This is a genomic window from Janthinobacterium algoris, from assembly GCF_051380935.1.
Lineage (GTDB): Bacteria > Pseudomonadota > Gammaproteobacteria > Burkholderiales > Burkholderiaceae_D > Janthinobacterium.
Genome location: NZ_JBNYXZ010000019.1, coordinates 15,017 through 41,188 on the forward strand (window position 1 = coordinate 15,017; position 26,172 = coordinate 41,188).

General features: G+C 60.1%; 23 protein-coding genes. 8 read left to right on the forward strand and 15 right to left on the reverse strand.

Annotation, left to right across the window (positions count from 1 at the left end; all coding sequences use genetic code 11):
* Positions 1-7: 7 nt before the first annotated feature.
* Positions 8-514, reverse strand: a complete 507-nt coding sequence (locus tag ACQ4W7_RS23425) for a DUF4124 domain-containing protein (RefSeq protein WP_436533644.1) — start codon at positions 512-514, stop codon at positions 8-10.
* 156 nt (positions 515-670) lie between these two features.
* Complete coding sequence (glnA, locus tag ACQ4W7_RS23430; protein WP_225243482.1) at positions 671-2,086, reverse strand: type I glutamate--ammonia ligase; 1,416 nt, start codon at positions 2,084-2,086, stop codon at positions 671-673.
* A 384-nt stretch (positions 2,087-2,470) separates the two neighbouring features.
* Between glnA and ACQ4W7_RS23435 the strand changes: the two genes are divergently transcribed.
* A complete protein-coding gene (locus tag ACQ4W7_RS23435; RefSeq protein WP_426074288.1) occupies positions 2,471-2,932 on the forward strand; it encodes a rhodanese-like domain-containing protein in 462 nt (153 codons plus the stop codon).
* A gap of 90 nt (positions 2,933-3,022) precedes the next feature.
* On the opposite strand, the gene ACQ4W7_RS23440 is transcribed toward ACQ4W7_RS23435, so the two are convergent.
* The gene (locus tag ACQ4W7_RS23440; protein ID WP_436533647.1) at positions 3,023-4,375 is read right to left on the reverse strand and encodes a TAXI family TRAP transporter solute-binding subunit; all 1,353 of its coding nucleotides are present in this window, start codon (positions 4,373-4,375) and stop codon (positions 3,023-3,025) included.
* A gap of 131 nt (positions 4,376-4,506) precedes the next feature.
* On the opposite strand from ACQ4W7_RS23440, the gene ACQ4W7_RS23445 reads away from it, so the two are divergent.
* Positions 4,507-5,112, forward strand: coding sequence for a glutathione S-transferase family protein (locus tag ACQ4W7_RS23445; protein WP_426074286.1), 606 nt, complete (start codon positions 4,507-4,509; stop codon positions 5,110-5,112).
* A gap of 82 nt (positions 5,113-5,194) precedes the next feature.
* Here ACQ4W7_RS23445 and ACQ4W7_RS23450 read toward each other — a convergent pair whose 3' ends face one another.
* The 6 genes from ACQ4W7_RS23450 to ACQ4W7_RS23475 all read right to left on the reverse strand — a co-directional run bounded on the left by ACQ4W7_RS23450 (position 5,195) and on the right by ACQ4W7_RS23475 (position 13,166).
* Complete coding sequence (locus ACQ4W7_RS23450) at positions 5,195-8,311, reverse strand: transglycosylase domain-containing protein (protein ID WP_436533649.1); 3,117 nt, start codon at positions 8,309-8,311, stop codon at positions 5,195-5,197.
* A 363-nt stretch (positions 8,312-8,674) separates the two neighbouring features.
* Complete coding sequence (locus ACQ4W7_RS23455; protein WP_426074284.1) at positions 8,675-9,460, reverse strand: competence/damage-inducible protein A; 786 nt, start codon at positions 9,458-9,460, stop codon at positions 8,675-8,677.
* Positions 9,461-9,491: 31 nt separating this feature from the next.
* Positions 9,492-10,319, reverse strand: a complete 828-nt coding sequence (locus ACQ4W7_RS23460; RefSeq protein ID WP_436533651.1) for an EI24 domain-containing protein — start codon at positions 10,317-10,319, stop codon at positions 9,492-9,494.
* Positions 10,319-11,359: a sterol desaturase family protein gene (locus tag ACQ4W7_RS23465; RefSeq protein WP_436533653.1), complete on the reverse strand. Its 1,041-nt coding sequence runs from the start codon at positions 11,357-11,359 to the stop codon at positions 10,319-10,321. Before ACQ4W7_RS23465 ends, ACQ4W7_RS23460 begins: the two co-directional genes overlap by 1 nt.
* Complete coding sequence (locus ACQ4W7_RS23470; protein ID WP_436533770.1) at positions 11,356-12,180, reverse strand: polysaccharide deacetylase family protein; 825 nt, start codon at positions 12,178-12,180, stop codon at positions 11,356-11,358. The genes ACQ4W7_RS23465 and ACQ4W7_RS23470 overlap by 4 nt, the downstream gene beginning before the upstream one ends.
* A gap of 14 nt (positions 12,181-12,194) precedes the next feature.
* Complete coding sequence (locus tag ACQ4W7_RS23475) at positions 12,195-13,166, reverse strand: YVTN family beta-propeller repeat protein (RefSeq protein WP_495542749.1); 972 nt, start codon at positions 13,164-13,166, stop codon at positions 12,195-12,197.
* A 197-nt stretch (positions 13,167-13,363) separates the two neighbouring features.
* On the opposite strand from ACQ4W7_RS23475, the gene ACQ4W7_RS23480 reads away from it, so the two are divergent.
* Together ACQ4W7_RS23480 and ACQ4W7_RS23485 are read left to right on the forward strand one after the other, a co-directional pair.
* A complete protein-coding gene (locus ACQ4W7_RS23480) occupies positions 13,364-13,720 on the forward strand; it encodes an FKBP-type peptidyl-prolyl cis-trans isomerase (protein ID WP_010395194.1) in 357 nt (118 codons plus the stop codon).
* 188 nt (positions 13,721-13,908) lie between these two features.
* On the forward strand, positions 13,909-14,163 hold the full coding sequence (locus ACQ4W7_RS23485; RefSeq protein WP_034782468.1) for an acyl-CoA-binding protein: 255 nt from the start codon (positions 13,909-13,911) through the stop codon (positions 14,161-14,163).
* Between the two features lie 140 nt (positions 14,164-14,303).
* Here ACQ4W7_RS23485 and proX read toward each other — a convergent pair whose 3' ends face one another.
* From proX to ACQ4W7_RS23505, 4 genes are all read right to left on the reverse strand, one after another.
* The gene (gene proX / locus ACQ4W7_RS23490; protein ID WP_436533655.1) at positions 14,304-15,362 is read right to left on the reverse strand and encodes a glycine betaine/L-proline ABC transporter substrate-binding protein ProX; all 1,059 of its coding nucleotides are present in this window, start codon (positions 15,360-15,362) and stop codon (positions 14,304-14,306) included.
* A 9-nt stretch (positions 15,363-15,371) separates the two neighbouring features.
* A complete protein-coding gene (gene proW, locus ACQ4W7_RS23495) occupies positions 15,372-16,475 on the reverse strand; it encodes a glycine betaine/L-proline ABC transporter permease ProW (RefSeq protein WP_436533657.1) in 1,104 nt (367 codons plus the stop codon).
* The gene (proV, locus tag ACQ4W7_RS23500) at positions 16,472-17,707 is read right to left on the reverse strand and encodes a glycine betaine/L-proline ABC transporter ATP-binding protein ProV (protein ID WP_436533659.1); all 1,236 of its coding nucleotides are present in this window, start codon (positions 17,705-17,707) and stop codon (positions 16,472-16,474) included. The genes proW and proV overlap by 4 nt, the downstream gene beginning before the upstream one ends.
* Positions 17,708-18,297: 590 nt before the next feature.
* A complete protein-coding gene (locus ACQ4W7_RS23505; RefSeq protein ID WP_099760480.1) occupies positions 18,298-18,582 on the reverse strand; it encodes a polyhydroxyalkanoic acid system family protein in 285 nt (94 codons plus the stop codon).
* 200 nt (positions 18,583-18,782) lie between these two features.
* Between ACQ4W7_RS23505 and ACQ4W7_RS23510 the strand changes: the two genes are divergently transcribed.
* The 4 genes from ACQ4W7_RS23510 to ACQ4W7_RS23525 all read left to right on the forward strand — a co-directional run bounded on the left by ACQ4W7_RS23510 (position 18,783) and on the right by ACQ4W7_RS23525 (position 22,714).
* On the forward strand, positions 18,783-20,180 hold the full coding sequence (locus ACQ4W7_RS23510; RefSeq protein WP_436533661.1) for a gluzincin family metallopeptidase: 1,398 nt from the start codon (positions 18,783-18,785) through the stop codon (positions 20,178-20,180).
* 94 nt (positions 20,181-20,274) lie between these two features.
* Positions 20,275-20,562 (forward strand): protealysin inhibitor emfourin, encoded by a 288-nt coding sequence (locus ACQ4W7_RS23515; RefSeq protein ID WP_436533663.1) that lies wholly within the window; start codon positions 20,275-20,277, stop codon positions 20,560-20,562.
* Between the two features lie 332 nt (positions 20,563-20,894).
* Positions 20,895-21,218, forward strand: a complete 324-nt coding sequence (gene fdxA / locus ACQ4W7_RS23520) for a ferredoxin FdxA (protein WP_010395176.1) — start codon at positions 20,895-20,897, stop codon at positions 21,216-21,218.
* Between the two features lie 275 nt (positions 21,219-21,493).
* On the forward strand, positions 21,494-22,714 hold the full coding sequence (locus ACQ4W7_RS23525; RefSeq protein ID WP_070260064.1) for a polyhydroxyalkanoate depolymerase: 1,221 nt from the start codon (positions 21,494-21,496) through the stop codon (positions 22,712-22,714).
* Between the two features lie 67 nt (positions 22,715-22,781).
* Here the strand turns inward: ACQ4W7_RS23525 and ACQ4W7_RS23530 are convergent, their stop codons facing one another.
* Both ACQ4W7_RS23530 and ACQ4W7_RS23535 read right to left on the reverse strand, forming a co-directional pair.
* The gene (locus ACQ4W7_RS23530; protein ID WP_436533665.1) at positions 22,782-23,477 is read right to left on the reverse strand and encodes a DOPA 4,5-dioxygenase family protein; all 696 of its coding nucleotides are present in this window, start codon (positions 23,475-23,477) and stop codon (positions 22,782-22,784) included.
* A 44-nt stretch (positions 23,478-23,521) separates the two neighbouring features.
* Complete coding sequence (locus tag ACQ4W7_RS23535; RefSeq protein ID WP_436533667.1) at positions 23,522-26,086, reverse strand: TonB-dependent receptor plug domain-containing protein; 2,565 nt, start codon at positions 26,084-26,086, stop codon at positions 23,522-23,524.
* Positions 26,087-26,172 lie beyond the last annotated feature (86 nt).

Here is a 26,172-nt window from a genome sequence, read left to right on the forward strand (position 1 = left end):
GGTCTCGTCATCGGATATTGGCGATCTCGCGTTTCAGGGCTTCGACGTTTTGCTGCGTTCGGCCAATGTTGTCCTTCAACTGCGCCAACCGCTCCTGATATTTCGCATAGTTACGCTCATTGCCCTGGCGCTCAGCTTGTCCGGCGTTCAACTCCAGGCGCTGGGCCGCCAGTTTCTGCTCTTCGCTGCGCAATTCGTCCTGCAAGATCTGGCGCCGGTCCAGGTCGCGCGCCCGCTGCTCCGCGCCATCGACCTTGGGAAAAGCGCCGGCGGCAGGGGCCGCCGTGGCTGCCTGCATGGCGGGCCGGGCCGGCACACCGGCCAGCGGCGCCGTCTTGCGTGGCGGCTCCGTCATGGCGCCGGGCAAATCGAGCAGTTGGCAATGCGCGCCAGCACGCTTGTCCGTATACGTCTTGTGTCCCTGCGCATCGGCGCAGACATACAGCTGCGCGTGCGCCTGTGCCGCCGCGCCCAGCAATCCTGCCATCAGCGCTATTCTGTAATGCTTGGTCAATCTTCACTCCTGTCGGCACATGCCATATCGTTCCTGGGCCGACTATACAACACCGCACTCTCACCGCCTTGGCGTACTGCATAAAAAAACGCGGGCAAGACCATCGCCTCACCCGCGTTTTTTATTCACTACCGGCAAGTTGCCGGCATGGCGCCATTACAGCGAGTAGTACATGTCGAACTCGGCAGGATGCGTGGTCATGCGCATGCGCTGCACGTCCTGCATTTTCAGTTCCAGGTACGCGTCGATCATGGAATCGCTGAACACGCCGCCACGGGTCAGGAACTCGCGGTCCTTGTCCAGCGCATCGAGTGCTTCTTCCAGCGAAGCGCACACGGTAGGGATCAGTGCGTCTTCTTCTGGCGGCAGATGGTACAGATCTTTCGAGGCAGCTTCGCCCGGATGGATCTTGTTGGCAACGCCGTCCAGGCCAGCCATCAGCAGTGCGGCGAAGCACAGGTACGGGTTCGCCAGTGGATCCGGGAAGCGCGCTTCCACGCGGCGGCCTTTTGGATTGGCCACGTGCGGGATACGGATCGAGGCGGAACGGTTTTTCGCCGAGTACGCCAATTTCACTGGGGCTTCGTAGCCTGGTACCAGACGCTTGTACGAGTTGGTGCCCGGGTTGGTGATCGCGTTCAGTGCCTTGGCATGCTTGATGATGCCGCCGATGTAGTACAAGGCGAAATCGGACAGGCCGGCATAGCCGTCGCCGGCGAACAGGTTTTTGCCATCTTTCCATACGGATTGATGCACGTGCATGCCCGAACCGTTGTCGCCAACGATAGGTTTCGGCATGAAGGTGGCGGTCTTGCCATAGCTGTGCGCCACGTTCCACACCACGTATTTCAGGTTTTGCGTCCAGTCGGCGCGCTCGACCAGGGTCGAGAAGCGGGTGCCGATTTCATTCTGGCCTGCGCCAGCGACTTCGTGATGATGTACCTCAACCGGGATACCCAGCGATTCCAGAATCAGACACATTTCCGAACGCATGTCCTGGAAGCTGTCCACGGGTGGCACCGGGAAGTAGCCGCCCTTGACGGTAGGACGGTGGCCGCTGTTGCCGCCTTCAATGTCCTTGCCGGTCGACCATGAACCTTCGTCCGAACCAATCTTGACGAAGCAGCCCGACATGTCGATCTTCCAGCGCACGCTGTCGAAGATGAAGAATTCCGGCTCAGGGCCGAAGTAGGCGGTGTCACCCATGCCCGACGATTTCAGGTAGGCTTCGGCGCGTTTCGCGATCGAGCGCGGGTCACGGTCGTAGCCCTTGCCGTCCGACGGTTCGATCACGTCGCACTGCATGAACAGCGTGGTTTCTTCCATGAACGGGTCGATATTGGCCGTGTTTGGATCCGGCAGCAAGATCATGTCGGATGCTTCAATGCCTTTCCAGCCAGCGATCGAAGAACCGTCAAAGGCGTGGCCCGACTCGAATTTATCCATGTCGAAGTGCGACACGGGAACCGTCACGTGCTGCTCTTTACCACGGGTATCGGCAAAGCGGAAATCAACGAATTTGACTTCGTTTTCTTCTACCATCTTCAAGACTTCTGCGGCTGTCATTGCCATGCGTATCTCCTAAATGAATGTGGGGTGAGCCGACCTTAATGCGTCTGGGCTGATGAAGCGAAGCAAACATTGCGTGCCACCAAAACTCATAAGGATCATAGCAGATTCCATGCCAGCTCCAGGAGCACCCTGGCTCCAGCAACAAAATTACTGCCATCCCAGTGAAAGTTTTCCTGCCCGCGATTTTCACGCGCGTTTGCGCCACATCAAGAATGCACTATGCAAGTGCAAAAAACAAATAACGCACTATTATCGGGCATTTTTCGCGGCTTTCTGAAAAATGCCTTGTTGTGGTGCGCGCGCCGTGCACCTTGACTTCCCGTTTGCGGGACGCGGACGGCGCACTATAATCGTTCACACCTATCCACTTTCATCGAGGACGCCATGACTACCGCCGCCGACATCCTGACCACCGCCCGCAGCCGGGCCAATGAAGGTACGCCATATGCCGGCGCCGTCACGCCGCAGGAAGCGCATGCGCTGCTGCAGCACGATGCTGCCGTCAAACTCATCGATGTGCGCACGAATGCCGAGCGCGACTGGGTTGGCCGGGTCGACATCGCCGATACCCAGCATGGCGCGGTACAGTGGGCCACGTATCCGGGCGGCGTGCCGAATCCCGACTTCCTCGCGCAATTGGCTGCCCAGGCCGACAAGGACGAGGTGCTGCTATTCCTGTGCCGCTCCGGCGTGCGTTCGCGCCATGCCGCCAAGCTGGCGACAGAGCACGGCTATATCAACTGCTTCGACATCCTCGAAGGCTTCGAAGGCGACAAGGATGCGGACGGCCACCGCAAGCAGATCGGCGGCTGGTGCAAGGCGGGATTACCTTGGCTGGGCGCCTGACGCTGGCCGCCTGATTAACTGAACAGGGATTGATCCGGCGGGCCGCCGCGCTGCTCGGGCGCAAGCTGTCGACCACCCTCGTTTAAGTGCTCAGGCCGGCTCGCCCGCTTCAAGCGCAGGATGCTCACCCATCAAGGTCAAGATGCGCTTGCGCACGAAATTGATGTGGCTGCGCAAGCCATACAGACCATCGGCAAACGAGAGGGGAATCGAGATCTGGTTGACCATTTCCTCGATCTGGTCCAGCCTATTCAACTGCGCCGCATACACTTGCGCACGCTGCTCTTGCGGTACGTCTTCCAGCGCCTGCTCGACCGTGCGCAACTGGCCATACCAGCGGTACACGCGCGAGCGGATGCGCCACACGTACAGCGGCGGCACCACGCGCGACAGGGGCAGGATCAAGGCACCCAGCGCCACCACCAGCACCCACATGCGGTCAAAGAAATTGGCTAGCCAGAAACTCATATAGCGCTGCAGCACGGGCGCGCCATCCTTGTAGAACTTCAGTGCTTCAGGCGCCACGGGAATTTCCGTATAGCGCGCGGACGGGAACTGCCCCTGTTGCTGGAACCAGCCCGTACCGCCATGAATGCCGGCCGCCGCCTGCACGAACAGGTCGATCAAGGCAGGATGCAAGTCTTCGCGCGCGACTAAAGTGGCGGTCGGCGCGATCAGGTGATAATCCTGCGCGGGAATGTTGCGCCCCAGGTCAACGATGCCACGCGGTAAGACGACATGCGTGAGGAAAGGCAGGCGCCGCGTATAAGCTTCCGCCTGGGAAAAATCAAACAGCTTGATGCCGGGCGTTTGCAGCAGCATCTGGATCAGCGGCGCTTCCGGCGCCGAACTGAACACGAGGCCGTCGATGCGCCCTTCCAGCAACTCGACCGTGGCAGGCGTGTTTTGCAAATCGCTCACGGTCAACTCGTTCGCTTCCACACCATTCACGGACAGCAACTGACGGAACAGGCTGGGCACGCCCGTGCCTTCCGGTCCCAGGTTGATCTTCATGCCCTTCAATTGCGTCAGTTCGGTCACCGCCTTGTCTTCGCGCAAGAACAGCCAGACGGGTTCCGTAAACAGGCTGCCCAGGGAAATGAGACCATGCCGCTCGGCATCCGCGTGTTCCGTTGAGCCGCTTTGCACGAAGGCGATATCGGTCTTGCCGCTATTTAAGCGCTGCAGGTTTTCCTGCGAGCCCAGCGACGGCTGCAAGCTCACCTTGATGCCGTGCTTGGCCAGGGTGGCCGCGTATTTCTTGCCGAATTCTTCATACGCGCTATTGTCCTGCCCCGTCGACAGGCTCACCTGGCGCGGCGGCGCAGGGTCGACCAGCCAGTAAGCGAGCGCACAAAAAGCGCCGACCAGCAGCAGGGTGGGACCGGCGGTGGCGAGGAAATCGCGCACGGAAAAACGGCTGAACGCGAGGATTTTGGACATGTGGTGGCGCATAGGTTTCATGGGTGGCTACGATGCCAAGAAAAGCCCAACTATGCAAGACACTTTCACATGCGCGGCGTGGCCATTTCGGCTACAGTGGCAGATCGATCACCTGCCCCCTGGAGCCCCGCATGTTGAAAATTCTTGGAAAAGCCGCCTCGATCAATGTCCGCAAAGTCTTGTGGACGTGCGAAGAACTCGACCTGCCGTACGAACGCGAAGACTGGGGCAGCGGTTTTCGTGCTACCGACGACCCCGCCTTCCTGGTCTTGAACCCGAACGCCATGGTGCCCGTGCTGCTCGATGGCGACCTGGTGCTGTGGGAATCGAACACGATTTGCCGTTACCTGTGCGCCCAGGCGGGCCGCGATGACTTGCTGCCGAGTCATCCCCGCGCCCGCGCGGAAGTGGAAAAATGGATGGACTGGCAAATGGGTGACCTCAACAATAGCTGGCGCTACGCCTTCATGTCGCTGGTGCGCCACAGCCCGGTGCACCAGGATGCGGCGCAGCTGGCGGCCGGTATTGCCGGATGGAACAAGATGATGGGTGTCCTCGAGCAGCAATTGCAGCGCACGGGCGCGTATGTGTGCGGTGAACAGTTCACCCTGGCCGATATCGTGCTGGGCCTGTCCGTCAAGCGCTGGCTGACGGCGCCGATGCAACGTCCCGACACTCCCGCCATTGCCGCCTACCATGCGCGCCTGGAAGGTAAAACCGCCGTATTTGCTGGCTAGATCTGCTGCATGCTGTCCATGCATCCTTCTCTTCCTCAAAAAAAACCGGCCGTAAAGGCCGGTTTTCAGCTGTCACGGCGCCTTAATTCGTGCACTGTCTGGCCACGCCTTCGGCCGGCGCAGGCGGCTCGATCAGCGGCATCAGACTCGGCGCCAGGGACACCAGCAATTGCACAGGCAAGGCGCTGGTGAAATCGTAGTTCTTCGATTCCGGTCCCCGCACATACGCCGTCATGCTGCCATAGAAGCGTTCGCCGATATTGAACACAAACGTGGCCGAACGGTTCACATAACGCGACTCGATCAGGCGGCCGCCGGCGCCATACACGTCGAAGCGCTGGTCGCCCGTGCCCGTCTTGCCGCCCATGGGAATCGGCACGCCGTCGGCGCCGACAAACGCCGTCTTCGCCCGTTTCGCCGTACCGTCCGACACCACTTCGCGGATGGCCTTGGCGACAGCCTTGGCCACGTCCGGCGACAGCACTTGTTCCGCCTCCACCTTGCTGCCCCGCTTGACCATGGTGTCATACGGCGTATTGGCGGCGAAATGCATGGAATCAATGCGCACGCTCGGCTTGCGCACGCCATCGTTGACGATGATGCCCATCAACTCGGCCAGCGCGGCGGGACGGTCGGCCGAAGCGCCCAGAGTCGTCGCATACGACGGCACCAGCGAGTCGAACGGATAGCCCATCTTCTTCCACTGGCGGTGGATTTCCAGAAAGCCCTCCACTTCCAGCAAGTTGGCGATGCGGCGGTCCTGCGCATGCTTGCGATGCGTATTGAACAGCCATTTGTACACTTCCTGGCGTTCCTTTTCGCTGGCCGCCACCATCTGCGACAGAGTGGAACCTTCGTGTTGGCGCAGATACGCCACCATCCACAGTTCCAGCGGATGCACATTGGCCAGATATCCCCGGTCGGCCAGCGACCAGTTTTCCATCGCGTACTGCTGGTACATCTTGGCAACGCGCTCGGGCGGCACTTCGTTTTGCGATGTCAAGTTGGCGTTGAGGAAATCGCCGAATTCCGCTACCGTGCCCTTCGGATTGACGGTGCGGAAAATATTCGCCAGGCGCACAGGGGTCGGGCGGATGCTGGCCAGCAGGATCTTCTCCTGCTCGTCGACGCTCTTGCCGCGGTACTTCTGGTAGAAGCGGTGCAGGAACTCGCGCCCTTCCTTGTCGGCAAAACGGCTCAGGTACTGCGCGCGGCGCGGGTCGTCCGCATCCGCCAGCAGCGAGGCCGAGGAATCGGGGCGCGAGAACATGTAGTAGCGCGCCACGTCGCGCATCAGGCGCACGAACACCAGGTTGGTCGACTGGCGCAGCGCCTGCTGCAGCGTCATGATGCGGCTGTCGTCGAGCTTGGAAAAGTTGCCAAAATGGTGCAAGCCGCCGCCCGTGAAGAAGCCTTCGCCAGGGTTGCCCGAATATTTACGTTCCATGGCAGCGGCCAGCATGGCGGGCAGCTTGCGCGCCTCGCCGAGCGGCAATGGTTTCAGGTAAGCAATCGCCCACTGCGACAGCATGTCCTTGGGATCGACGGCAATCTTGCCCAGCTCGGCGGCGCCCATGCCGCTGTAGCGCTGGTGCAACTGGTCGATGATGTCCATATATGTCACCAGGGTGCGCAGCTTGGCCGTGGAACCGAGGTCGAGCTTGGCGCCCTCGTTGATGTCGAGCGGCTGGTCGAAGTTATCCGTTTGCACGCGCAGCAAATTGGCTTGCTCGCCCTTTTGCAGCAAGGTAAAGCTGTAGACTACATTGGCCGGGTCGCCATTGCCCAGCATGCCCTTGCCCGTCAGGCCGGCCGCTTTTGCCACTTCCGGATCGCGCAACTCGCGCAAGACCTTGGTGACGGCGTTTTGCGCCTGCGCGTCAAGCGTGCTGACCACTTTCAGGTCGAGGCGGTCGAGGTTGTACAAGCGCGGATCGCCGAGCATGCTGGCCAGGTGATTGCGCACGGCATTCGAGGCCTTGCGCGTGACGAACGAAGTGGACGCTTCCGACTGCACGCCCGAAGCCGTCGACGGGCGCAGCTTCTCGGCGATGGCCGCATTGCGCAACTGCGGCGAAATCACGCCCGCTTGCCCCAGCAAGCGCAGATGGCTGTTGGTCAATTCTTCCAGGTCGGCGCCACCGGCCACCAGATAATGCGAGGGACGGCGCTGCGCGATCAACAGGCTCAGCGCCTGCTTGTAGGCCAGCGCGCTGCCCGGTTGGTCCATCTTACCCTTGAGCATAGTCTTCACTTCGGCGAACGGACGGCCATACCAGACCCACATGCCATCGCCAATGCCGTTGACCTCGCCAAAACCGCTTTTGGCCGACAGCGGCACGGTATTCAGGTAATTGACGACGATCTTGCGCCGCGCTTCCATGGTATTTTCGCCATCCTGGTACGAGCGCAGGCTGGCCGAAATCATCTGCAGCAACTTGTCTTGCATGGAACTGGTGCGGCCGTCTTCCGAATGGCGGTATTTTTCGATCTGCGTGGCCAGGGTGCTGCCGCCACCGCCCCGGTGGCCGCCGAACAGGTTCAGCGCCTTGTCGAGGATGGCTTTGCTCAAACGGTCCCATTCCACGGCGGGATTGCGCTCGGGCGTGCCCGGGTCGAGCAATTCGCGGTTTTCGATGAACAGCAGGCTTTGCACCAGCGCCGGTGGCGCTTCGGCAAAGCTGTCGAACATGCGCTCGGGATAGCTGGCCGCGAACAGCGGCGCGGCGCGGCAATCGAGGATGGTCAGTCCGGCGCGGTTTTTCTCGTGATAGGTGGCAAAGATGCCCCGGTCGACCAGTTGCACCATCTTCGGCAACATGCGCGCCTGCGCCGTGACGGCATAGTCGCGCGCATTCAGCTTGCTAATAAAGTCCGGCAGGCTGGCATAGCCGAGCCGCTCGTCATACGGACCATGCTGCGGATAGCGGATGGCGCCCGCCGGTGCGGGGCCAGGCTCGACCTTGAACGTCACCTGGCGGTCCAGGCGCGTGAAAAACTCGGCCTGCAGGGCCGACGTGCGCACTTCGCGCATGACGAACCACGCCACGCCGGCGATCAGCGCCAGCACAATGATGGCAAAGATCGGCCAGATGCGCGAACGGCGCTTCTTCGGCGGGCTCGCCGGCGGCGGCGCCTCGGCAGCTGGATCAGAGGGGGGCCGCTCTTGCGCGGCCAGGTTGTCGCCTGTGTCTTTCATGGGATGCTGGGGTAAGGTTGGGTTTGGACGGCGCGGAAAATGCGGTAGCGATACCGCTCCGCGCAGGATAAGACGAGGGCCAGCCAGAGCCGGTCACAACAAAACTTGCTTAACATGATGTCCATACCAATGAATCAAAAAACACGCTACTGCACAGGCAGGCAACCCCGCGTTTGACACGCCAGGCTCCTGTTCACCATTCCACCACATCGGCATGAAAACGACTGACGAGCGCACACAAAAATCTTGCTTCATTGAAGATTTTCGCAAAAAAACAACGTCCTGGAACGTACGCTTGCGTACATAGATGCAAGGCGGACTGGACGCTGGCGAAAAAGCCGCCGGCGCCGGGCTGGCAGCAGCTCAGATGGTGGTGTATTCCGCGTGCAGGGCGTCGAGCGCGGCGCGCATGTCCGCAAAGGCGGCCGCCGCTTGCGCCGGTTCGCCCTTGACGCCCAGTTCGATATGCCGGCGCGTCTGCGCATCGCCCACGCTGGGCAGGCTGAACACCTTGATCAGCGGAAACTCCGCTTCCAGACGCACCATCAGCGGCGTCAGCAGGGACTCGGCCGTTTCATACACGAGCAAGGCATGTTCCGCGTGCGGCACCTGGTTGAACAGGTGCGCATAATGCGTGTCGAGTACCCATTCGATCATGGGCCAGGACATGACGGGAAAACCCGGCACGAAATAATGTTCGCGCACGGCAAAGCCGGCAATCTTGTTGTACGGATTCGGAATCAGCTCGGCGCCTTCGACAAACTCCGCCATTTTCAGGCGGTGCAGGTTTTCCGGCGAGTTCAAGTCCGCCGACACGCCCGCTTCCTCGCCCATTTCCGTGATGCGCTGCTCGATATTAAGCTTGCCCTGCGGATGCAGCACCAATGGCAGACCCAGCGCATCGGCCGCCGCCTGGCGCGTATGGTCGTCCGGCGTGGCGCCGATGCCGCCAAAGCTGAAAACGATGTCGCCGCTGGCAAAACTGCGCTTGAGCAAGGCGACCAGGCGGGCCGGTTCGTCGCCCACATATTCCGCCCAGCTCAGCTGCAAGCCGCGCTGCTTGAGCATGCTCACTACTTTCGGGAAATGCTGGTCAGTGCGCTTGCCCGACAGGATTTCGTCGCCGATGATGATCAATCCGATAGCCATGGAACTTCCTCGTAGAATTCGACAAAAATACTCAAGCGTCCGCCGGCGCCACGTCGGTCATGCCGCGTACGCCCCGCAAACGTGACAGTGCTTCCAGGCAGTAATACTGGAACCACAGACCCGTAAAGATAAAGATCAATACATACAGCCAGATGGCGAACGCCGCCAGGAAGGGGAAGAACACCACTGACATCACGCCGCCCATCCATAGCATGCCCGGCACGGCGCCGGCCGCGCCGGAGACCATGCCGATGGCCAGCAGGGGCCAGCGCTGCGTGCGCATGATGGCGTGGCGCTCTTCCACGCTGGCATAGTCGGCCATGGCGTCATACGCCATCACGCGGTAGGTCAGCCAGCCCCACAGCACCGCTTGCCCCACCAATGCGGCGGGCGGAAACGCGTACAGGGGCAGCATGAGCACCCACACGACGATGAACAACAAGAACGTGGCCAGCGAGGTGCCGACGCTGCCAGCCAAGCTGCCGCCATGTTTCTTTTCCAGTTGCGGAAAGTGCCGCCCGCCAATGTGGCGGCCGATGGCCGGCATGGCGAACAGGCCCATGAAGATCAGCGCCGTCAATATCATCAGCGGCAGCAACATGAACATGGCGATCAGGGGCACGATCACGGCTTTCAGCACGCCCAGGCCAAAGGTGGCCAGCACCTGGCCGCTGCTGCGGAAGAAATCGTATTCGGTAAACAGCGCATGCAGGCTGTCGATCAGCGGCTGCAGGCCCACATACAGCAGAGCGCCCCACAGGATCACCGACAGGATGAATGGCGCGACGCTCAGCAGCAGTATCTTGCCATGCAATTGCGACAGCAAGGCGCGGCCATACGAATTCAACACATTACGCATCAACGGCGTCCTTTTCGTTTCAATCTTGCAAATTCCACCATGCGGCGCAGACCCAGCCATTGCTGCTGCCAGAAGCCGTGTCCATAGTTGCGCCCCGGCCGGCCCACGCCATGACTGTCGATGCGAGCCAGCTGGTCGCGCACGCCCGTGCGCGCATAGCCCGCCGAGAAATTCGCGGTGCCCAGCAGCATATCCCAAATCGGCAAGACCACGCCGAAGTTGCAGCCGCCCATGCTGCCCTTGCCTTTCGACTCGTGCCCCACGCCTATCGCATGATGCGTGCGGTGGAAACGGGGCGAGATCAACAGCCGCTCGCCGATACGGCCGAAGTGTATCCGCACATTCGCATGCTGCAAGCTTTGCAGAATGCGCGAAATTGAGACCAGCAGCACATATTGCCCAGGCGGCACGCCAATACCGAGCGCCACCAGGGCCATCACCACGTCGCGCAAGAAGTCATCGAGCAAGTGGTTGCGGTCATCGCTCCACAAGTTCATATTTTGCTGGCTGTGATGCAGGCTGTGCAAGCCCCACCACCAGCCGAAATGGTGCGAGGCCCGATGGTAGCAATAATCGACGAAGTCCAGTATCACAAAATAAATGATAAAACTGAGCAAGGGACTGATGCCGGGCAACAGCGATTCCAGGTTGAAGGGATGGATATTATCGAAACGCAAGGCGCCCGCCAATGCATCCATCAGTGGATCGAGCGTGAAGAAGACCAGCACGGAAAACAGGCCGATGCGGTGCAGCACCGTGTAAATAAAGTCGTTCCATCGGGCGCGCGCATCGGTGATTTTTTGCGCGGGAATCAGGGCTTCGAGCGGACGCAACACAAAAAACAGCAGCACCAGCTCGCACAGGCCGATCAACAGCCACTCCGTGCCTTCGAACGCCTCTTCCGTGAATTCGCCAAAACCCAGGTGATATACGAGCGGGTTGACGATAGTCTGGAACAGCCAGCCTTGCGCCACGCCAAAGGCGTCGATCACCGTGTCGATGACGGGGGTGACGAGGCTGAGGATGTCGGCGGCGATCATGGCTGCCCCTTCTTCGGCGCGTAGGCAGGATGCTCGCGCAGGGTGGCAAAGCAAAAACCCTTGTCTTGCAAGCCGGAAATCAAGGCATCCAGGTTGGCGGGAGCCCATGGTTCCTTGCGCGACCAGATGCCCATGTGTGCAATGAAAATGTCACCGCTGCGCAAGTTCGCCAGGGCCTTTTTCAGCAGCATGGCGTTTGGATACTTGTCGCTGGGCAGCTCATCGCCCGAGTAGCCCGCTGGCGCCCAGCCCGCATGCTGGTAGCCGCAGGCGCTGCCGGCCGCCAAGGTGCGCGGCGACGTATAGCCGCCTGGCGCGCGCCAGAACGGATCGAGCTTGTGCCCGGTCAGCGCCTGGAAGCGCGTATCGACGCGGCGCAATTCCTCGCAGAACTGTTGATCGGTCAAAGACGCCAGCTTGCCGCCCCCCTTGCCGAACTGGGGCTTGACCTGGATCAAGCCATTGGCCAGATCCTTCTTCCAGTACACGTGGTCAAACGTATGCGTGCCGAACGCATGGCCTTCGGCGACCCTGGCTTTCCAGTACGGCGCCCACGACGGATCGAGCGAATAGTCGCCGCGCGTGGTCTTTTCATTGGCCAGGAAGAAGGTTGCCTTCACATGGCGTTTATTCAGCACGTCGGCGATCAGTTGCGCTTGCGACTGGCTGCCCGTATCGAACGTCATATAGATGGTGCCCTTGCAGGCGGCAGTTTCGGCTGATGCCGGTGCTACCGGTGCGGCCGCATGCGCGGGCGACAGCATGGCGCTGGCGCACAGCAGCATGGCGGGCGCACAGCCCGCAAAAATGAGGCGTTTCATCATCACACCCGTCATCACATGCGCGGCGAATGGGTGGCGAAATACACGCCGTGGGGCGAGCGGCCCACCGGTATCGTCTTGATCACTTTGCGCGTGGTCAAATCGATCACGGCCACTTTCTTGATCCAGCGCAACGTCACCCACATGGTCTTGCCATCGGGCGTGATTTCCATGCAGTCCGGGCCGCCGGGCACATTGATGGTGCCCACGTTTTCCAGCGTCTTCTGGTCGATGATGTTGATGGTGTTCGACACGCGGTTCGACACAAACGTCATGCGGTTATCACCGAGCGCGCGAAAATTATGCGTGCCGGCGCCCGCCTTGATGCGCTTGACGGTCTTTTGCGTGCGCCAATCGATCACTTCCACGTAATCGCTGCCCATGATGCCCACCAGCAAATGTTTGCCATCGGGCGTCATGGTGATGCCGGCTGGCGCGGGGCCGACAGGCATGGTCCATTTGACGGTTTGCGTGGCCAGGTCGATGGCGCTGACCTGGTTGCTGCCCTGCTGCGTAATGAAAGCCATGCTGCTGTCGGCCGTGAACGCCATGTGACTGGGCAGCTTCGGCAGCGCGATGCGCTTGGCCAGGGTCAGGTTCTTGCCGTCGTAGCGGTACAGGTCGATGCGGTCCAGACGCAGCGAATTCGAAATGAACCACTTCTGGTCCGGCGAAAAGCCGATCTGGTAAGGATCGAGGATATTACTGATGCGGCGCTGGATCTGGCCCGACACGGGGTCGAGGAAGATCAATTCATTGCCGACGGAACTGGCGACGATCAGCGACTTGCCATCCGGCGTCTCCATCAGATGGTGCGGTTCCTTGCCGACGGCAAAGGTGGACAAGGGAGCATAGGTTTTCTGGTCCAGCAGTTGCACCGTAGCATCACGGGAATTGAGCACCACCACCACTTCGGCTTGCGCCGTAGACATTGCGGAAACCAGGCACAGCGAGGAAAAAACAAGGCGGCGTAGACTGCGGAACATGGAAGAAATCACTGTTAAATACAAAATAGGCATTTTACGTGGAACACTGTACATATTGTGTGAAATCCCCCCTTAAATGCGACCGGTAGCCACACATCGCCGTAATTTCCCCTTTTTCCTTGCGCCGAGCCTGGAATGGCGCTTTGCAACTCATTGCTCTACAATCTGAAGCTTTCATCGCCTACACAAGGATTATCATGACCACCACCACTACCGCTTCCGGCCTGCAATACATCGACACCGTCGTCGGCGAAGGCGCTGAAGCGCAAGCCGGCAACAATGTTGTCGTGCATTACACGGGCTGGCTGCAAAACGACGACGGCAGCGCCGGTTCGAAATTTGACTCGAGCAAGGACCGCAACGACCCATTCGAATTCCCGCTGGGCGCAGGCCGCGTCATTCAAGGCTGGGACGAAGGCGTGCAAGGCATGAAAGTGGGCGGCAAGCGCCAGTTGATCATCCCGGCAGCACTGGGCTATGGCGCACGCGGCGCCGGCGGCGCGATTCCACCGAACGCCACCCTGATTTTCGACGTCGAACTGCTGGGCGTATAAGACTGCCAGGCAGTCCAGACACTGCCTGCCACCAGACGCCGTCCATGAGACGGCGTTTTTTTGAGTGTCTCCTCTAATGCACGGCGCCCTTTTTTCACTATGATGTCAGGCACTGCAGCACGCACGGTGGCCACTCCGCCGGGTCTGCCGCACTTTTCCAGCGATTCCATCAGCACACAGGAGCCATCATGAGTTTACAAGAGCAATTCGAACAAGCGCAGCTCGATTCCAAGACCCTGTCCGAGCGTCCGGACAATATGACCTTGTTGAAAATCTACGCCTTGTTCAAGCAAGCGTCGAGCGGCGACGCCACGGGCGAGCGTCCTGGCATGACCGACTTCGTCAACCGCGCCAAGTTTGACGCCTGGGCGGCCCTGGCCGGCACCTCGAAGGAAGAGGCGCAACAGCAGTACATCGACTTGATCGAAGACTTGAAGGATTAAATGCGACAGATGCCTGTTTTGCAGAGAAATAGGCCGAAAACGGCTGAAAACTCACAAAAAACCACCAAAACAGGCCGAAAACGCAAAAGTGGCTACCAGAACGGTAGCCACTTTTTTTTACGCCGGTAATAGCAGCAAACTTACTTTTTTGCCGCCGCCAGCGCTTGCGCGATCCAGCCGTCAAACTTTTGCTGGTGGTACTTGATCCAGCCGGCCGTGTGGCGCGCGATATCGGCCTGCGTGTTTTCGCCGCGCCGCATGCGCTCGTTCTGCGCATTGATGTCGGCCACCGGCAGTTGCATCACTTCGAACAGCTTGGCCGCCGCCGGGTTTTTCTCCGCCCAGGCCTTGTTGGAAACGATGCGTGCCGTGTTGACGGCAAAGCCGTAATCGCTGCCATCGTCGAGGCGGGTATTCATCTTGTCCGGATTGGCCGAGAATGGCACTTTCAGCCAGACCACATCCTTACCCGGCACCAGCACGCCGCTGACCCAGTACGGCGTCCACGTGTAGTACAGGATGGGTTCGCCGCGCTTATAGCGGCCCAGGGTGTCGGCGATCAGGGCCGCATAGCTGCCCTGCACGTGCGTCACCGTCTCGCGCAATTTGTACGCATCCATGTGCTTCTCGATCAGTGCTTCGCAGCCCCAGCCGGGGTTGCAACCCGTTAAGTCAGCTTTGCCATCGCCATCGTGGTCGAATAACTTGGCCAGGGTGGGATCGCGCAACTGGTCGATATTTGTGATGTTGTACTTTTGCGCCGTCGCCTTGTCGATCAGATAACCTTGCGCGGCTGGCCCAGCATACTGGCCAGTGCGCAACAGCTTGGCGTCGCCGCCTGCATTGTTATAGAAATCCTTGTGCATGGGGTCCCAGTGCACGGCCATGAAGGTGGCGTCGCCGTTGGCGATGGCGATATGCGCGGTCGGGTACTCCACTTCCTTGATCGGCTGCACTTCATAGCCCAGCTTTTCCAGTGCTTTATCGACCAGCATGGTCTGGAAGGTTTCTTCCGCGATCGAGCTTTGCAGCGGCTGTACCTTGACGCCCTTGCCGGGTAGCGCATCGGCGGGGGCGGCCGGCGTCTGCGCCATGGCCAGGCTGGTGGTCAGGGCCAGGGCGGCGATCGCCAGGGCTGAATACCACTGGAACTTGCGTTGCGATTTTTGCGTCACTTTAAAATTGTCAATTTGATGCATGTGTATCCTTTATTGTGCGTTGGCCAGCGTGGCTTGCTGTTCAACATTATTTTTTTCCGTGTTGCCGCGCACCAGGCGCAGCACGAAACCGGCAGGACCCGTCTGATACCAGTGGCGCACGCCACGGCGTGGCTGGCCCATCGCTTGCGTCAAGCGGTCCAGGGTAATAGCCAGCAGCACGATGCCCAGGCCACCCACGGTTGCCAGGCCCATGTCCAGGCGGCCGATGCCGCGCAATACCATTTGACCCAGGCCACCGACGGCGATCATCGAGGCAATCACCACCATCGACAGCGACAACATCAGCGATTGGTTGATACCAGCCATGATCGATGGCATGGCCAGCGGAAACTGTACGCGGGTCAGCAACTGCCACGGCGAGGCGCCATACGCGCGGGCCGCTTCAATCAGGTCCGGACGCACCTGGCGGATACCGAGGTTGGTCAGGCGCACCAGCGGCGGCAGGGCAAAGATGATGGTCACGATCACGCCTGGCGCATTGCCGATACCGAACAGCATCACCACCGGCACCAGATACACGAAGGCGGGCGTGGTTTGCATGGCATCGAGCATGGGGCGCAAGATATTCTGTGCGCGGTCGCTGCTGGCAAGGAAAATACCCAACGGCAAGCCGATGGCCAGGCAAAAAGCCAGCGACGTCAACACCAGCGACAAGGTGGTCATGGCTTCCGGCCAGATGCCCAGCATCGATACCACCAGCAGTGCCAGCACGGTGCCGATGGCCAGGGTGCGGCTGGTAAATTGCCATGCCAGCAAGCCGATGATGGCGATCACCGTCAGCGACGGAGCGGCCAGCAGCACGCCTTCCACGCCGGACAGCACGCTGTCGATCGGCGCACGCACGGCTTGAAAGAAGGGGCGGAAATGCGCCACGACCCAGCCCAGGCCCTGGTTAATCCAGCTTTCCAGCGGCAGCGAGCCGTCGAAAATCTGTGTCAGGTGAAAGCCGCTCGCATGTTCCGGCTGCACCGCAGGCGCGGCGGCGTCCAGCCAGGCGGTGCTGGCCTCGGTGGGCGGCGTCAGCGCCCAGGGGTTGATCTGGACCGCCTGTTCAACAACAGGTTCTACTGTGGAAACGGTGCTTGGGTTCATGCTTGTCCTTTCTGTAATTGTGGCTCGGCAATGGCTGGCGTATCGCGGTCAAGGAACTTCAGCAAGGTAGTCTTGCTGATGGCGCCGCGGAAGCTGCCATCATTGGCCACCACAGGGACGGCGTAAGGCAGTTGCGCCACCTGGCCAAACAGGCCGGCGACTGGCTCATCTGCATTGATAGTCTGCACGTCGGGCAGATAGGCATGCGCCAGGCCCAGCGGGCCGACATGGCCGTCGAGCGCATTGCGCAGCGAATCGACCGAGACGACGCCGAGGAACTTGCGCTGCGGATTGACGACATACGCAAAAGCACGATCCTGCTCTTCCAGCATCGACAGCGCGGCGCGCGAGCCGCGGCTCGGCGATTCCGACACCACGATCTGGCTCTTGCGGGCGATATCGCTGGCCTTGAAGACGGCCGCTGCATCGACGCCGCGCACGAAGTTGCGCACGTAATCGTTGGCTGGTTTGCGCAGGATTTCTTCCGGCGTGCCTACTTGCACCACGTGACCGTCTTTCATGATGGCAACGCGGTCGCCGATGCGCATGGCTTCGTCGAGGTCATGCGAAATGAAGACGATGGTGCGGCGCTTGATTTGCTGCAAACGCAGCAGTTCCGATTGCATTTCCGTACGGATAATCGGATCGAGCGCGGAAAATGCTTCATCCATCAGCAAAATCGATGGATCGCAAGCCAGCGCACGGGCCAGGCCCACGCGCTGCTGCATGCCGCCCGACAATTCGTCGGGATAGCTGGCGCCGTAACCGTCCAGGCCCACTTGCTCCAAAGCTTGCTGGGCCAGCGCATGGCGCTCGGCCTTGGGCATGCCGGCCAGTTCCATACCGAAGGCAGTGTTGTCGAGCACGGTAATTTGCGGCAGCAGCGCGAACGACTGGAACACCATGCTGATGTCCTTGCGGCGCAAAGCGCGCAGCTGGGCGTCCGGCAAAGTATTGATGTCGTTGCCGTCGATCAGGATGCGGCCGGCGGTCGGCTCGATCAGACGGTTCAGCATGCGTACCAGGGTCGACTTGCCCGAACCGGACAGGCCCATGATGACGAAAATCTCACCCGCTTCAATGGTAAAGGTGGCGTCGAAGACGCCGATGGTGCAGTCGGTCTTGGCTAGGATGTCTTGCTTGTGAACGCCCTGACGGACGAGTTCAAGTGCTTCTTCTGGCTTGTCGCCGAACACTTTGAACACATGGTCGATAATGATTTGTTTTGCCACGATGTGGTTCTCCCTCGATTTGACGAATGGAATGAAACCCAACAAGCTGCTAGCTTGCGGCGGGAATCAACAAACCCTGTTGCGTCGGCTACGCCACGGCGCAAAAGCGCACGGGAGCGACAGGAAACAGGGGGTGACACGCGTGTGACCAGCGGGTGGCCAAAGCCGATGCCGGGGTGCCGTGTGCGTGCTAAAAGAGGCTGTGGTTCAGGACTTTTAACAACGCTAGCGCCATGCAAATACATGGCACCAAATGTATTTAACCGAAAAAATCGATTACTTACGTTTAACTGGATGCGGGTGTAAAACCCAAGGAATTATTCACCACTCAGCGAGTGGGGAGTACTGCGAAGCAGAAGGTGAATCGCGGTGTAGCTGTTGTAAAGCTGTTGTAAATATGACTCAAGTATAACGCAAAAAGCCAGCAAAGTCCAATGGCTTTCCAAATAGAAATGTGCTAGCAATGTTCGCTAGCGCACGGTCAAACGTGAAAGAGGCGAAAAGAGACATGTTTTCATCGTCTTTTCGCCCATCACTGCGACACGCTTCCTAGCACTAAACAGGGCGCCAGACAAGCGGGTGAAACGCCATCAAACTGACTCAGTAAACACCTTGCGCATCTTCTCGGCAATCTTGCCTTCGATGGTGGAGGCAAAGGCGCTGAGCATGAAGCCCAGCTTGATTTGCAGTTGCGCCTGCTCTTTTTCCAGCGTCAGCGAACCATCGACGCCGCTGCGCTCGAAGCGCAACACATCGCCATCCCAGGCGCACGCCAGGTCATACTCCTGGGCCAGCTTGTCGGCCACTTGCTGCGCCGCTTCGCGCGCCTTTGCTGCTGTCAGCTTATGTTGCTGAACTATATTTATATCCGCCATCAAACGATCCTTTTATTAAAAACGGGGGCAATACGGCCAGCATCATACCAGCCGCCATGCGGCGGGCGCGACCATGCCCGGCACCGGCCTGGCAAAAAAAACGGCCGCCGCCCCACATGTCGTTTGCGCTGTATCAAACCGGACGCGCCGAAGCAGGACGACTATTCCAGTTCCAGTTGCGCGTGTCTTGGAGAGCTATCATGGACCAGAAAGTCATCGTGCCGGTCGAAGCCATATTGACCAAATGCGTGTCCCTGCCCGTCGGCTATGTCCCTACCCCATCGGCGCCCTACCGCCAGCACCGCAAGCATGCGCAACTGACCCTGCAGCCGGGCCCACCCCGCCTGAGCGAGGCAACGGCCCGCAACCTGGCCGCCGTGCCCATCGGTTCGCGCGTGCTGATCTGGAAACAAGACCCCTCCGTCAGCGACCTGGGCACGCGCAAGGCATTCCTGCCCGGCCTGATCCTGCAAGGCCCGCGCGACGCGCGCATCACGTTTGGCGAACCGGGCATCGCGCAGGTCAGCCCGAATGCCTTCGGCGACTTCATCGTCTCACCCAACACAGACCAGTTCGATGCCGTGCATACGTTTGCCATCGTGCGCATGACGCTCACCATGTACCAGCGCGCGCTGGCCAGCAACGACACGGCGCCGCCACTGCCCTGGCAATGGAATAGCGCCAGCAATACGGCACCCCTGCGCGTATTTCCGCACGGCTTGCCCAATGTTATGAATGCGTATTACAGCCGCAGCGACAAAGCCCTCAAGTTCGGCGACTTCATCCCCAGCGGCGCCACCGAGCGCGTCTACACCTGCCGCTCGCTCGACATCGTCTCGCATGAAACAGGGCACGCCGTGCTCGATGGCCTCAAGCCGAATTGGTTGCTCAACAATAATCCACCGCAGACGGGCGGCCTGCACGAATCGTTCGGCGACCTGACAGCCATCTTCCTCGCCCTGTCGCAGCTGGACCAGGTGGAAGCGGTGATTGCCCAAACCAAGTCCGACCTGCACGACAGGACCTTCCTGGCCGACTTGGCTGAGCAGTTCGGCCTGGCCCTGGGCCGGCCAAACGGCTTGCGCAATGCCGACAACGACATCAAATTGTCGGAAGCGGGCACGGAAGTGCACGCCATCTCGCAAGTGTTTACGGGCGCCATCTACGACATCCTGGCCGACATCTTTGCCCACGAACGCCAGCCCCAGCTGGAAGACGATGCGGCCGTGCTGCACCGCTGCGCCGATTACCTGCGCAGCCTGGTCCTGCGCGCCCTGGTGGCATCTCCCGACCATGCGGCCACGTATGCCGACGTGGCCGGCCACATGCTGACGATCACCGAGGCCGACGGCAACGGCGCCTACCTGGACTTCATTCGCAACAGCTTCACCGTGCGCGAAGTGCTCAAGGCCCATGCCATGACAGAAGATGGCCAGATGAGCTTTGCCCCCGACGTCGTGGACGAGGACGGCGCCGTGCAAGACAGACGCGCCTGCTGCGGTACCATGAGCCATGCGGAATACAGCGAGTCGGATCAATTGCTCGAAGCGGAGCGCGAAGCGCTGGCCGCCTGGTGCCGCAGTTACGCCCCCCGATAAACGCCCTACGCCGCAGGCCCGCCAGCAGTCAGCCGCAGGCGATGGCGATGGCATGCCGCATCACGTCCCACCACCGTTCTCAAGAAGGAGCACCATGAAAATTTCAGCCCGCAGCAGCGGCGGCTTTGCCGGCCTGAGTGAACAGTATGACATCGATACGCAAGCCCATCCGGCTGGCCCCGGGCTGGAGGCGGCATTGGTCAGTAGCGGCTTTTTCACACACCAACAAGCCACGGGCGAACAAGTGGGCGCGGATATCCCCCACTGGAAGATCACCGTCGATGCGCCCGCCGCGCGCCGCACCATCACATTTGCCGAGGATGGCAGTGCAGAAAATGTACGTTGGCAACAGTTGTTAACGCAAATACGTGCCAGCGCCTGATTTTTCTGGCACGCATTTGGTATCGATCTTGATTTGAGTAAAACAAAAACACCACACGGCAAGATAGCACGCCGCCCGCCCTGCACCCTGCCGCATCGGGCGACTGTCGCTTTCTTGCCCCGTTCGTCATGGCAACGTCCCGGATAGTCGCTGAATTGCACTCTCTGCGCGGCAACGGCAACGCGAAAAAATGAATTTGCTTATATGTATTGTATATAAGCGGGATTTGTGAGAAGTAGCGAATTGCCTTAAAATACTATGCTTTGCTTTAGTACGCGCCGCCGAGGTTCCTGCAGGCGTTACAGCACCTCCCCCAAATTGATAGGACTGTTATGACCCACGTTGTCACCGAATCCTGCATCGCCTGTCGCTATACCGACTGCGTCGATGTCTGCCCGGTAGATTGTTTCCGGGAAGGCCCGAACTTCCTGGCGATCGATCCGGACGAATGTATTGACTGCGCCGTCTGCGTGGCAGAGTGCCCGGTGAACGCGATTTTCGCGGAAGAAGACGTACCGGGCGACCAGCAAGCCTTCATCAAGATCAACGTCGATCTGGCCCGCAACTGGCCTTCGATCACCAAAACGAAGGCTGCCTTGCCGGAAGCCGAGCAATACAAGGACGTCAAGGACAAGCTCGACATGCTGGTGCGCTAAGCGCACGGCAGTTGCGGCGGCCATTCCGGCCGGAATATTCCTGCCGCAGGGGCGTGGCGACAAATAAATGTATCAAAAGCAGCGGAAACGCTGCTTTTTTTTACTTTTAAGACATCGTTGTAGGTCTATCCACGCAAGTGTGGCGCGCTATCACATCGATGCGCAAACTATGGACCTATGCGCGGTAAAGCACATTTTGTCCTCAACAAATATCGTAGAATTGGATTATGATCTTTGAGCCGATATTGGCGCTTGGAATTAAACAAGGACTCTATATGCTTTACCAACTGCACGAACTGCAACGCTCTTTCCTCACTCCGGTGATGCAATGGGCAGACATGTCCTCCAAGTTATTTACCAACCCGGTTTCCCCACTGGCCCACACTCCGTTTTCGCAACGCATCGCAGCCGGCTATGAGCTGATGTACCGCCTTGGCAAAGACTACGAAAAACCGCAATTCGACATCCAATCCGTGCTCGTCCAAGGCGAGAGCGTCGACATCCGCGAACACGTTGTCGTGACAAAACCGTTTTGCCGCCTGATTCACTTCAAAAAAGAAGCCACTGGTTTGCAACAGCCCAAAGTTTTGCTGGTTGCCCCCCTGTCCGGTCACCACTCGACCCTGCTGCGCGATACCGTGCGCGGCTTGCTGGCCGAGCACGATGTTTACATCACTGACTGGACGGACGCGCGCATGGTACCGCTGACGGAAGGCCCGTTCCACCTGGACGATTACATTTATTATGTGCAAGAGTTCATCCGCCTGCTGGCGCCTGACTTGCACGTGATTTCCGTCTGTCAACCGACCGTGCCCGTGCTGGCTGCCATCTCGCTGATGGCGACGGCAAAAGATCCGCACATGCCGAAGACCATGACGATGATGGGCGGCCCCATCGACCCGCGTCGCTCGCCCACGCAAGTGAATAACCTGGCGACGGAAAAGAAATTCTCGTGGTTTGAAAACACCGTGATCTACGCGGTGCCGCCGAACTACCCTGGCTTTGGCCGCAAAGTGTATCCGGGCTTCCTGCAGCACGCCGGTTTCATCGCCATGAACCCGGGCCGCCACGCACAAAGCCACCGCGAGTTCTACATGCACCTGGTGACGGGCGATGACGAGCCGGCGGAAGGCCATCGCCAGTTCTACAACGAGTACAACGCCGTGCTGGACATGCCGGCCGAGTACTACCTGGAAACCATTAAAACGGTTTTCCAGGAATTCAGCCTGCCGATGGGCACCTGGAAAGTGGGCGGCCAACTGGTGCGTCCGCAAGACATCACGAATGTGGCGCTGTTTACCGTGGAAGGCGAACTGGACGACATTTCCGGCGCCGGCCAGACGCAGGCGGCGCATGATTTGTGTTCCGGCATCCCTGCCGAGATGCAGCAAGACTTCGTGGCGCCGAAATGCGGCCATTACGGCATCTTCTCGGGTCGCCGCTGGCGCGAGATCATTTGCCCGAAAATCGGCGAATTCATCCAGAAACACGGCTGATAGCCTTCGTTTCGATCAAAACGGCACGCCAGGCTACCCTGGCGTGCCGTTTTCTTTTATGCTCAGCTCATGCGCGCGACGTTTCGATTTTCACTGTCGGACGCGTATTGACAAAGATTTGCTCGACTCTCGGCTCACCTGGCCCCGGCTTCTTCATCGCATAGCCATTCACGGGCTGCGAACGGTTCACCCACAGCGCGTAATACAGATGGTCTGCGCGCGGATCTTCCGTATTCGGGTGGATCAATATCGTCAGGCCCAGGCTGTTCAACTGCAGCCACGGCACGATCACGGGCAGCAAGTCATTGGTGAAGCCGAAATAAAACGAGGGCGTCACGTGCGGGCCGCGCGGCTCCAGGTTCCAGTCGCCCAGTTCGATCTGGAAGCGCTCGGCCGCCCACTTGCGTATCAGCACCGCCTTCTGATAGCTGTCTTCATCAAAATAGATGTGTGCGTGATAACTCTCGATATCCGTGTAGGCACGCGGCTTGCCCGGCAAGGTTTCCTCGCCGGGCCGCACGCTGACAGGGCGCGGCGTGGGTGCCGTATCCGTATGCTCGCCCCACGGGCTTTTCCCGGGCGCCGACGGTTTTACGTCTTTCACGCGTTTTACCGCGCCATCCTGCGCCAGCGCCGAACCAGCCAGGCCCGAAGCTGCCAGCGCCGCCACCAGGCCACCGCCACGCAAGACCGTGCGGCGTTGCGGCGACAGCAGATTCGCCCATTCCAGATCGATGACCACGTGTTGATTTTTGTCAGACATAGAAGATTTCCTGTTCTTGATTATGTGGAGATAGAGATGGCAAATCAAAAGTGCATCGTGGCGCGGGCGTAGTAATAAGCACCAAGGACGCCTAATGGCCCCGAGTTGTCGTACGCGCCCGTGTACTGCGCCAAATTCGACGCGCTGCGCGCTGCGCGCGGCACCTGACTTGGCTTCTGCTCAAAGACATTGTTGGCGCCCACCGTCACGTTGATGCGCTTGCTGATGTCGTAGCCGACGCTGACATCCGTCACGAAGGCGGCCTTCAGCTGATAATCGCCGCCCGTGATGGCGTTCAAGCGCTTGAGCTTGCCATAGCGCGTCTCGCGCACGTTGAATACCCAGCCGGCTTTTTCATACGCCAGCGTGACGATCTCCTTGTCGCGCGGTGCGCGGTACAGCAAGTCGTACTCGGCCGATTTGCTCAAGGTGCCGATATTCGGCAATCCTTGCAGCACGGCGGGCAGTTGCGCTTTGCCTACCAGGCTCGTGTGATTGATATTGGCCGCCGCCGTCCAGCGCAACTTGCCCTCGGCCACGCGCAGCACATCCTCGGCCGTCAAGTCGATGCCGCGCGTGCGCGTGTCGCCCACGTTGGCAAAGTAATGCGCGACGAGGCCATTGCCCACCGTCAAGCCTGCCGAGCGCAGCAGGTTTTCAATGACCGTCGCTTGCGTGGCCGTCAGCGGCCGGCCGCTGCCATCAAGCGCCACGCCCGAGCTGCGGTCGATGCCGATGTTCGACGACACACCCAGACGGTCGCTGACCTTGATTTGATATGCGTCAACGGCAAAGCGCAGGGTGGGCGTCGAATTGAAGGTCAGCCCGGCCGACAGATTCGTCGATTTTTCCGGCTTCAACGCTTGCGCGCCCAGGGCCCGCGCAGCGGTCGAATTCGGCTGCGCCAGAGTGTACGGCACACCCGCATGGTCCGAAGTGTTCGAATACGCTTGCGTCACCAGGCTCGGGGCATGGAAACCGTTGCTGACGGTGCCGCGCACGGCCACGGCGGGCGTGACGTCATAACGGGCAGACAAACGGCCCGTGGTCTTGCTGCCGAAATCGGAGTATTTCTCGGCACGCAGGGCCGTATCGAGCAGCAATTGCGGCGTCAGTTTGGCGCCCAGGCCCCCATATGCCGCATAGCTGTGGCGCGCCGTGTCGGAGGCATCGACGGGCAGGTAGCCAGCCAGCGCCGACGCGCCGCTGCCCTGCCAGGAAGCGGGTTCGCCCGGGCTGCGCTGCTGCGTTTCATGCGAATACTCGAAGCCGACGCTGAGGTCAGCCGGCTCGCTCAACCCCAGTTGCAGCGGGCGGCGCACGTCGACATTGGTGGTCGAACGGCTGTAGCGCTGATTGCCGATGTCAAAATCGGTCTTGCCACCCGGATAAGTCAGCGAGTAATTGGCCGAGTTTTCCACGCCCACGTCGATATCGTCGCGGCCGTAAGTGCTGCTGACATCCCAGCTCCAGCCGGCCGTCTCGCCCTTGATGCCGCCCGTCAGCGCAACATCGTTTTCGCTCGTCGTTTCATACGGCGTGAAACCGTCGGGATACACGGACAGCAAGCCGCGGTTGTTATTGAAAATGGTATTGGGCAGGCGGAAATTCTGCGCCGAGCGGGCATCGCGGTGAGCATACGTGCCAAAGCCGTACAGTTGCACCTCATTCGATACGTCATAGCCGAGGTTGGCGCTGAGCGAGGCAGTCGTGCTTTGCGGCACGCCCGTATTGCGCCATGGATTGCTGTTGCGCTTCGCTTCGGCCGGGTTCGGCGAGGCGCCGGCCGGCAAGCTGTTGTTCGGTCCCAATTTCACCAGTTGCCCATCGCTGTTGCGCACGGCCGGATAGGACAGATAAGCGGGATTCAGGCCGAAATTGCGCACGGCGATGCCCTGGCGCTGGACTTCGGCGCCGAAGTGGGCAAAGCCATGCTCGCCCAGGCGCGTGCCGCCATCGATGCGCACGGAACCGTTCGTGCCATCGCCATCGTAGGTGGAACCGAGCTGCGTGCCGAAGCTGCCCTTGTCATCAGATTTCAGGATGATGTTGATGACGCCGGCAATGGCGTCGGAACCGTAGATGGCCGAGGCGCCATCGCGCAAGATTTCCACGCGGGCAATGGCACCCGTGGGTATCAGGGCCAGGTCGGTGGCGACAGAACCGGGAAAGCCATCTTCATTGACGATGGCCGTGGTATGGCGGCGCTTGCCGTTGACCAGCACCAGGGTATGTGAGGGATCGAGGTTGCGCAACTGCCCGGCGCGCACGATGCTGCCCAGGTCGGGCTGTACGCGGGCTGGCAAGTTAAACGATGGCAAGGCCGTGTCCAGCGCATCGAGCAAATTCAATTTTCCGGTGGCCAGCAATTGCTGCGCGCTGATCACGTCGATGGGTGCGGCACTGTTGGCCACCGTGCGGCCCGTGCCGCGTGCGCCCGTGACGATGACGGTGTCAAACGGGGCACCAGCCAGCACGGCAGCATCGTCCGGCGTCGCTTGCGCATACGCTGCACCGGGCGCTGCCAGCACGAGCACGGCCAGCGAGACGGCGTGCGTCAGTTGCCGCAGGCGCGGGGTGGGGTCTTGCTTGTGAATCAGTTCCCGCATACGAAAACATCCTTTCAAAGTCGTCAACACAGTGGCCGGAGACTAAAGGATGGGCAAACAAACAAGAACGAATGGTTTCGTATTTA

What these genes read in the sequence shown, in the direction of transcription:
- ACQ4W7_RS23435 (WP_426074288.1), top strand. Translation starts at nt 2,471, where the DNA reads ATGACTACCGCCGCCGACATCCTGACCACCGCCCGCAGCCGGGCCAAT.
- ACQ4W7_RS23475 (WP_495542749.1), bottom strand. Translation starts at nt 13,166, where the DNA reads ATGTTCCGCAGTCTACGCCGCCTTGTTTTTTCCTCGCTGTGCCTGGTT.
- ACQ4W7_RS23505 (WP_099760480.1), bottom strand. Translation starts at nt 18,582, where the DNA reads ATGGCGGATATAAATATAGTTCAGCAACATAAGCTGACAGCAGCAAAG.
- ACQ4W7_RS23445 (WP_426074286.1), top strand. Translation starts at nt 4,507, where the DNA reads ATGTTGAAAATTCTTGGAAAAGCCGCCTCGATCAATGTCCGCAAAGTC.
- ACQ4W7_RS23510 (WP_436533661.1), top strand. Translation starts at nt 18,783, where the DNA reads ATGGACCAGAAAGTCATCGTGCCGGTCGAAGCCATATTGACCAAATGC.
- ACQ4W7_RS23530 (WP_436533665.1), bottom strand. Translation starts at nt 23,477, where the DNA reads ATGTCTGACAAAAATCAACACGTGGTCATCGATCTGGAATGGGCGAAT.
- ACQ4W7_RS23440 (WP_436533647.1), bottom strand. Translation starts at nt 4,375, where the DNA reads ATGTCCAAAATCCTCGCGTTCAGCCGTTTTTCCGTGCGCGATTTCCTC.
- ACQ4W7_RS23525 (WP_070260064.1), top strand. Translation starts at nt 21,494, where the DNA reads ATGCTTTACCAACTGCACGAACTGCAACGCTCTTTCCTCACTCCGGTG.
- glnA (WP_225243482.1), bottom strand. Translation starts at nt 2,086, where the DNA reads ATGGCAATGACAGCCGCAGAAGTCTTGAAGATGGTAGAAGAAAACGAA.
- ACQ4W7_RS23460 (WP_436533651.1), bottom strand. Translation starts at nt 10,319, where the DNA reads ATGCGTAATGTGTTGAATTCGTATGGCCGCGCCTTGCTGTCGCAATTG.
- ACQ4W7_RS23465 (WP_436533653.1), bottom strand. Translation starts at nt 11,359, where the DNA reads ATGATCGCCGCCGACATCCTCAGCCTCGTCACCCCCGTCATCGACACG.
- ACQ4W7_RS23515 (WP_436533663.1), top strand. Translation starts at nt 20,275, where the DNA reads ATGAAAATTTCAGCCCGCAGCAGCGGCGGCTTTGCCGGCCTGAGTGAA.
- ACQ4W7_RS23485 (WP_034782468.1), top strand. Translation starts at nt 13,909, where the DNA reads ATGAGTTTACAAGAGCAATTCGAACAAGCGCAGCTCGATTCCAAGACC.
- proX (WP_436533655.1), bottom strand. Translation starts at nt 15,362, where the DNA reads ATGCATCAAATTGACAATTTTAAAGTGACGCAAAAATCGCAACGCAAG.
- ACQ4W7_RS23470 (WP_436533770.1), bottom strand. Translation starts at nt 12,180, where the DNA reads ATGAAACGCCTCATTTTTGCGGGCTGTGCGCCCGCCATGCTGCTGTGC.
- ACQ4W7_RS23450 (WP_436533649.1), bottom strand. Translation starts at nt 8,311, where the DNA reads ATGAAAGACACAGGCGACAACCTGGCCGCGCAAGAGCGGCCCCCCTCT.
- proW (WP_436533657.1), bottom strand. Translation starts at nt 16,475, where the DNA reads ATGAACCCAAGCACCGTTTCCACAGTAGAACCTGTTGTTGAACAGGCG.
- ACQ4W7_RS23480 (WP_010395194.1), top strand. Translation starts at nt 13,364, where the DNA reads ATGACCACCACCACTACCGCTTCCGGCCTGCAATACATCGACACCGTC.
- fdxA (WP_010395176.1), top strand. Translation starts at nt 20,895, where the DNA reads ATGACCCACGTTGTCACCGAATCCTGCATCGCCTGTCGCTATACCGAC.
- ACQ4W7_RS23535 (WP_436533667.1), bottom strand. Translation starts at nt 26,086, where the DNA reads ATGCGGGAACTGATTCACAAGCAAGACCCCACCCCGCGCCTGCGGCAA.
- ACQ4W7_RS23455 (WP_426074284.1), bottom strand. Translation starts at nt 9,460, where the DNA reads ATGGCTATCGGATTGATCATCATCGGCGACGAAATCCTGTCGGGCAAG.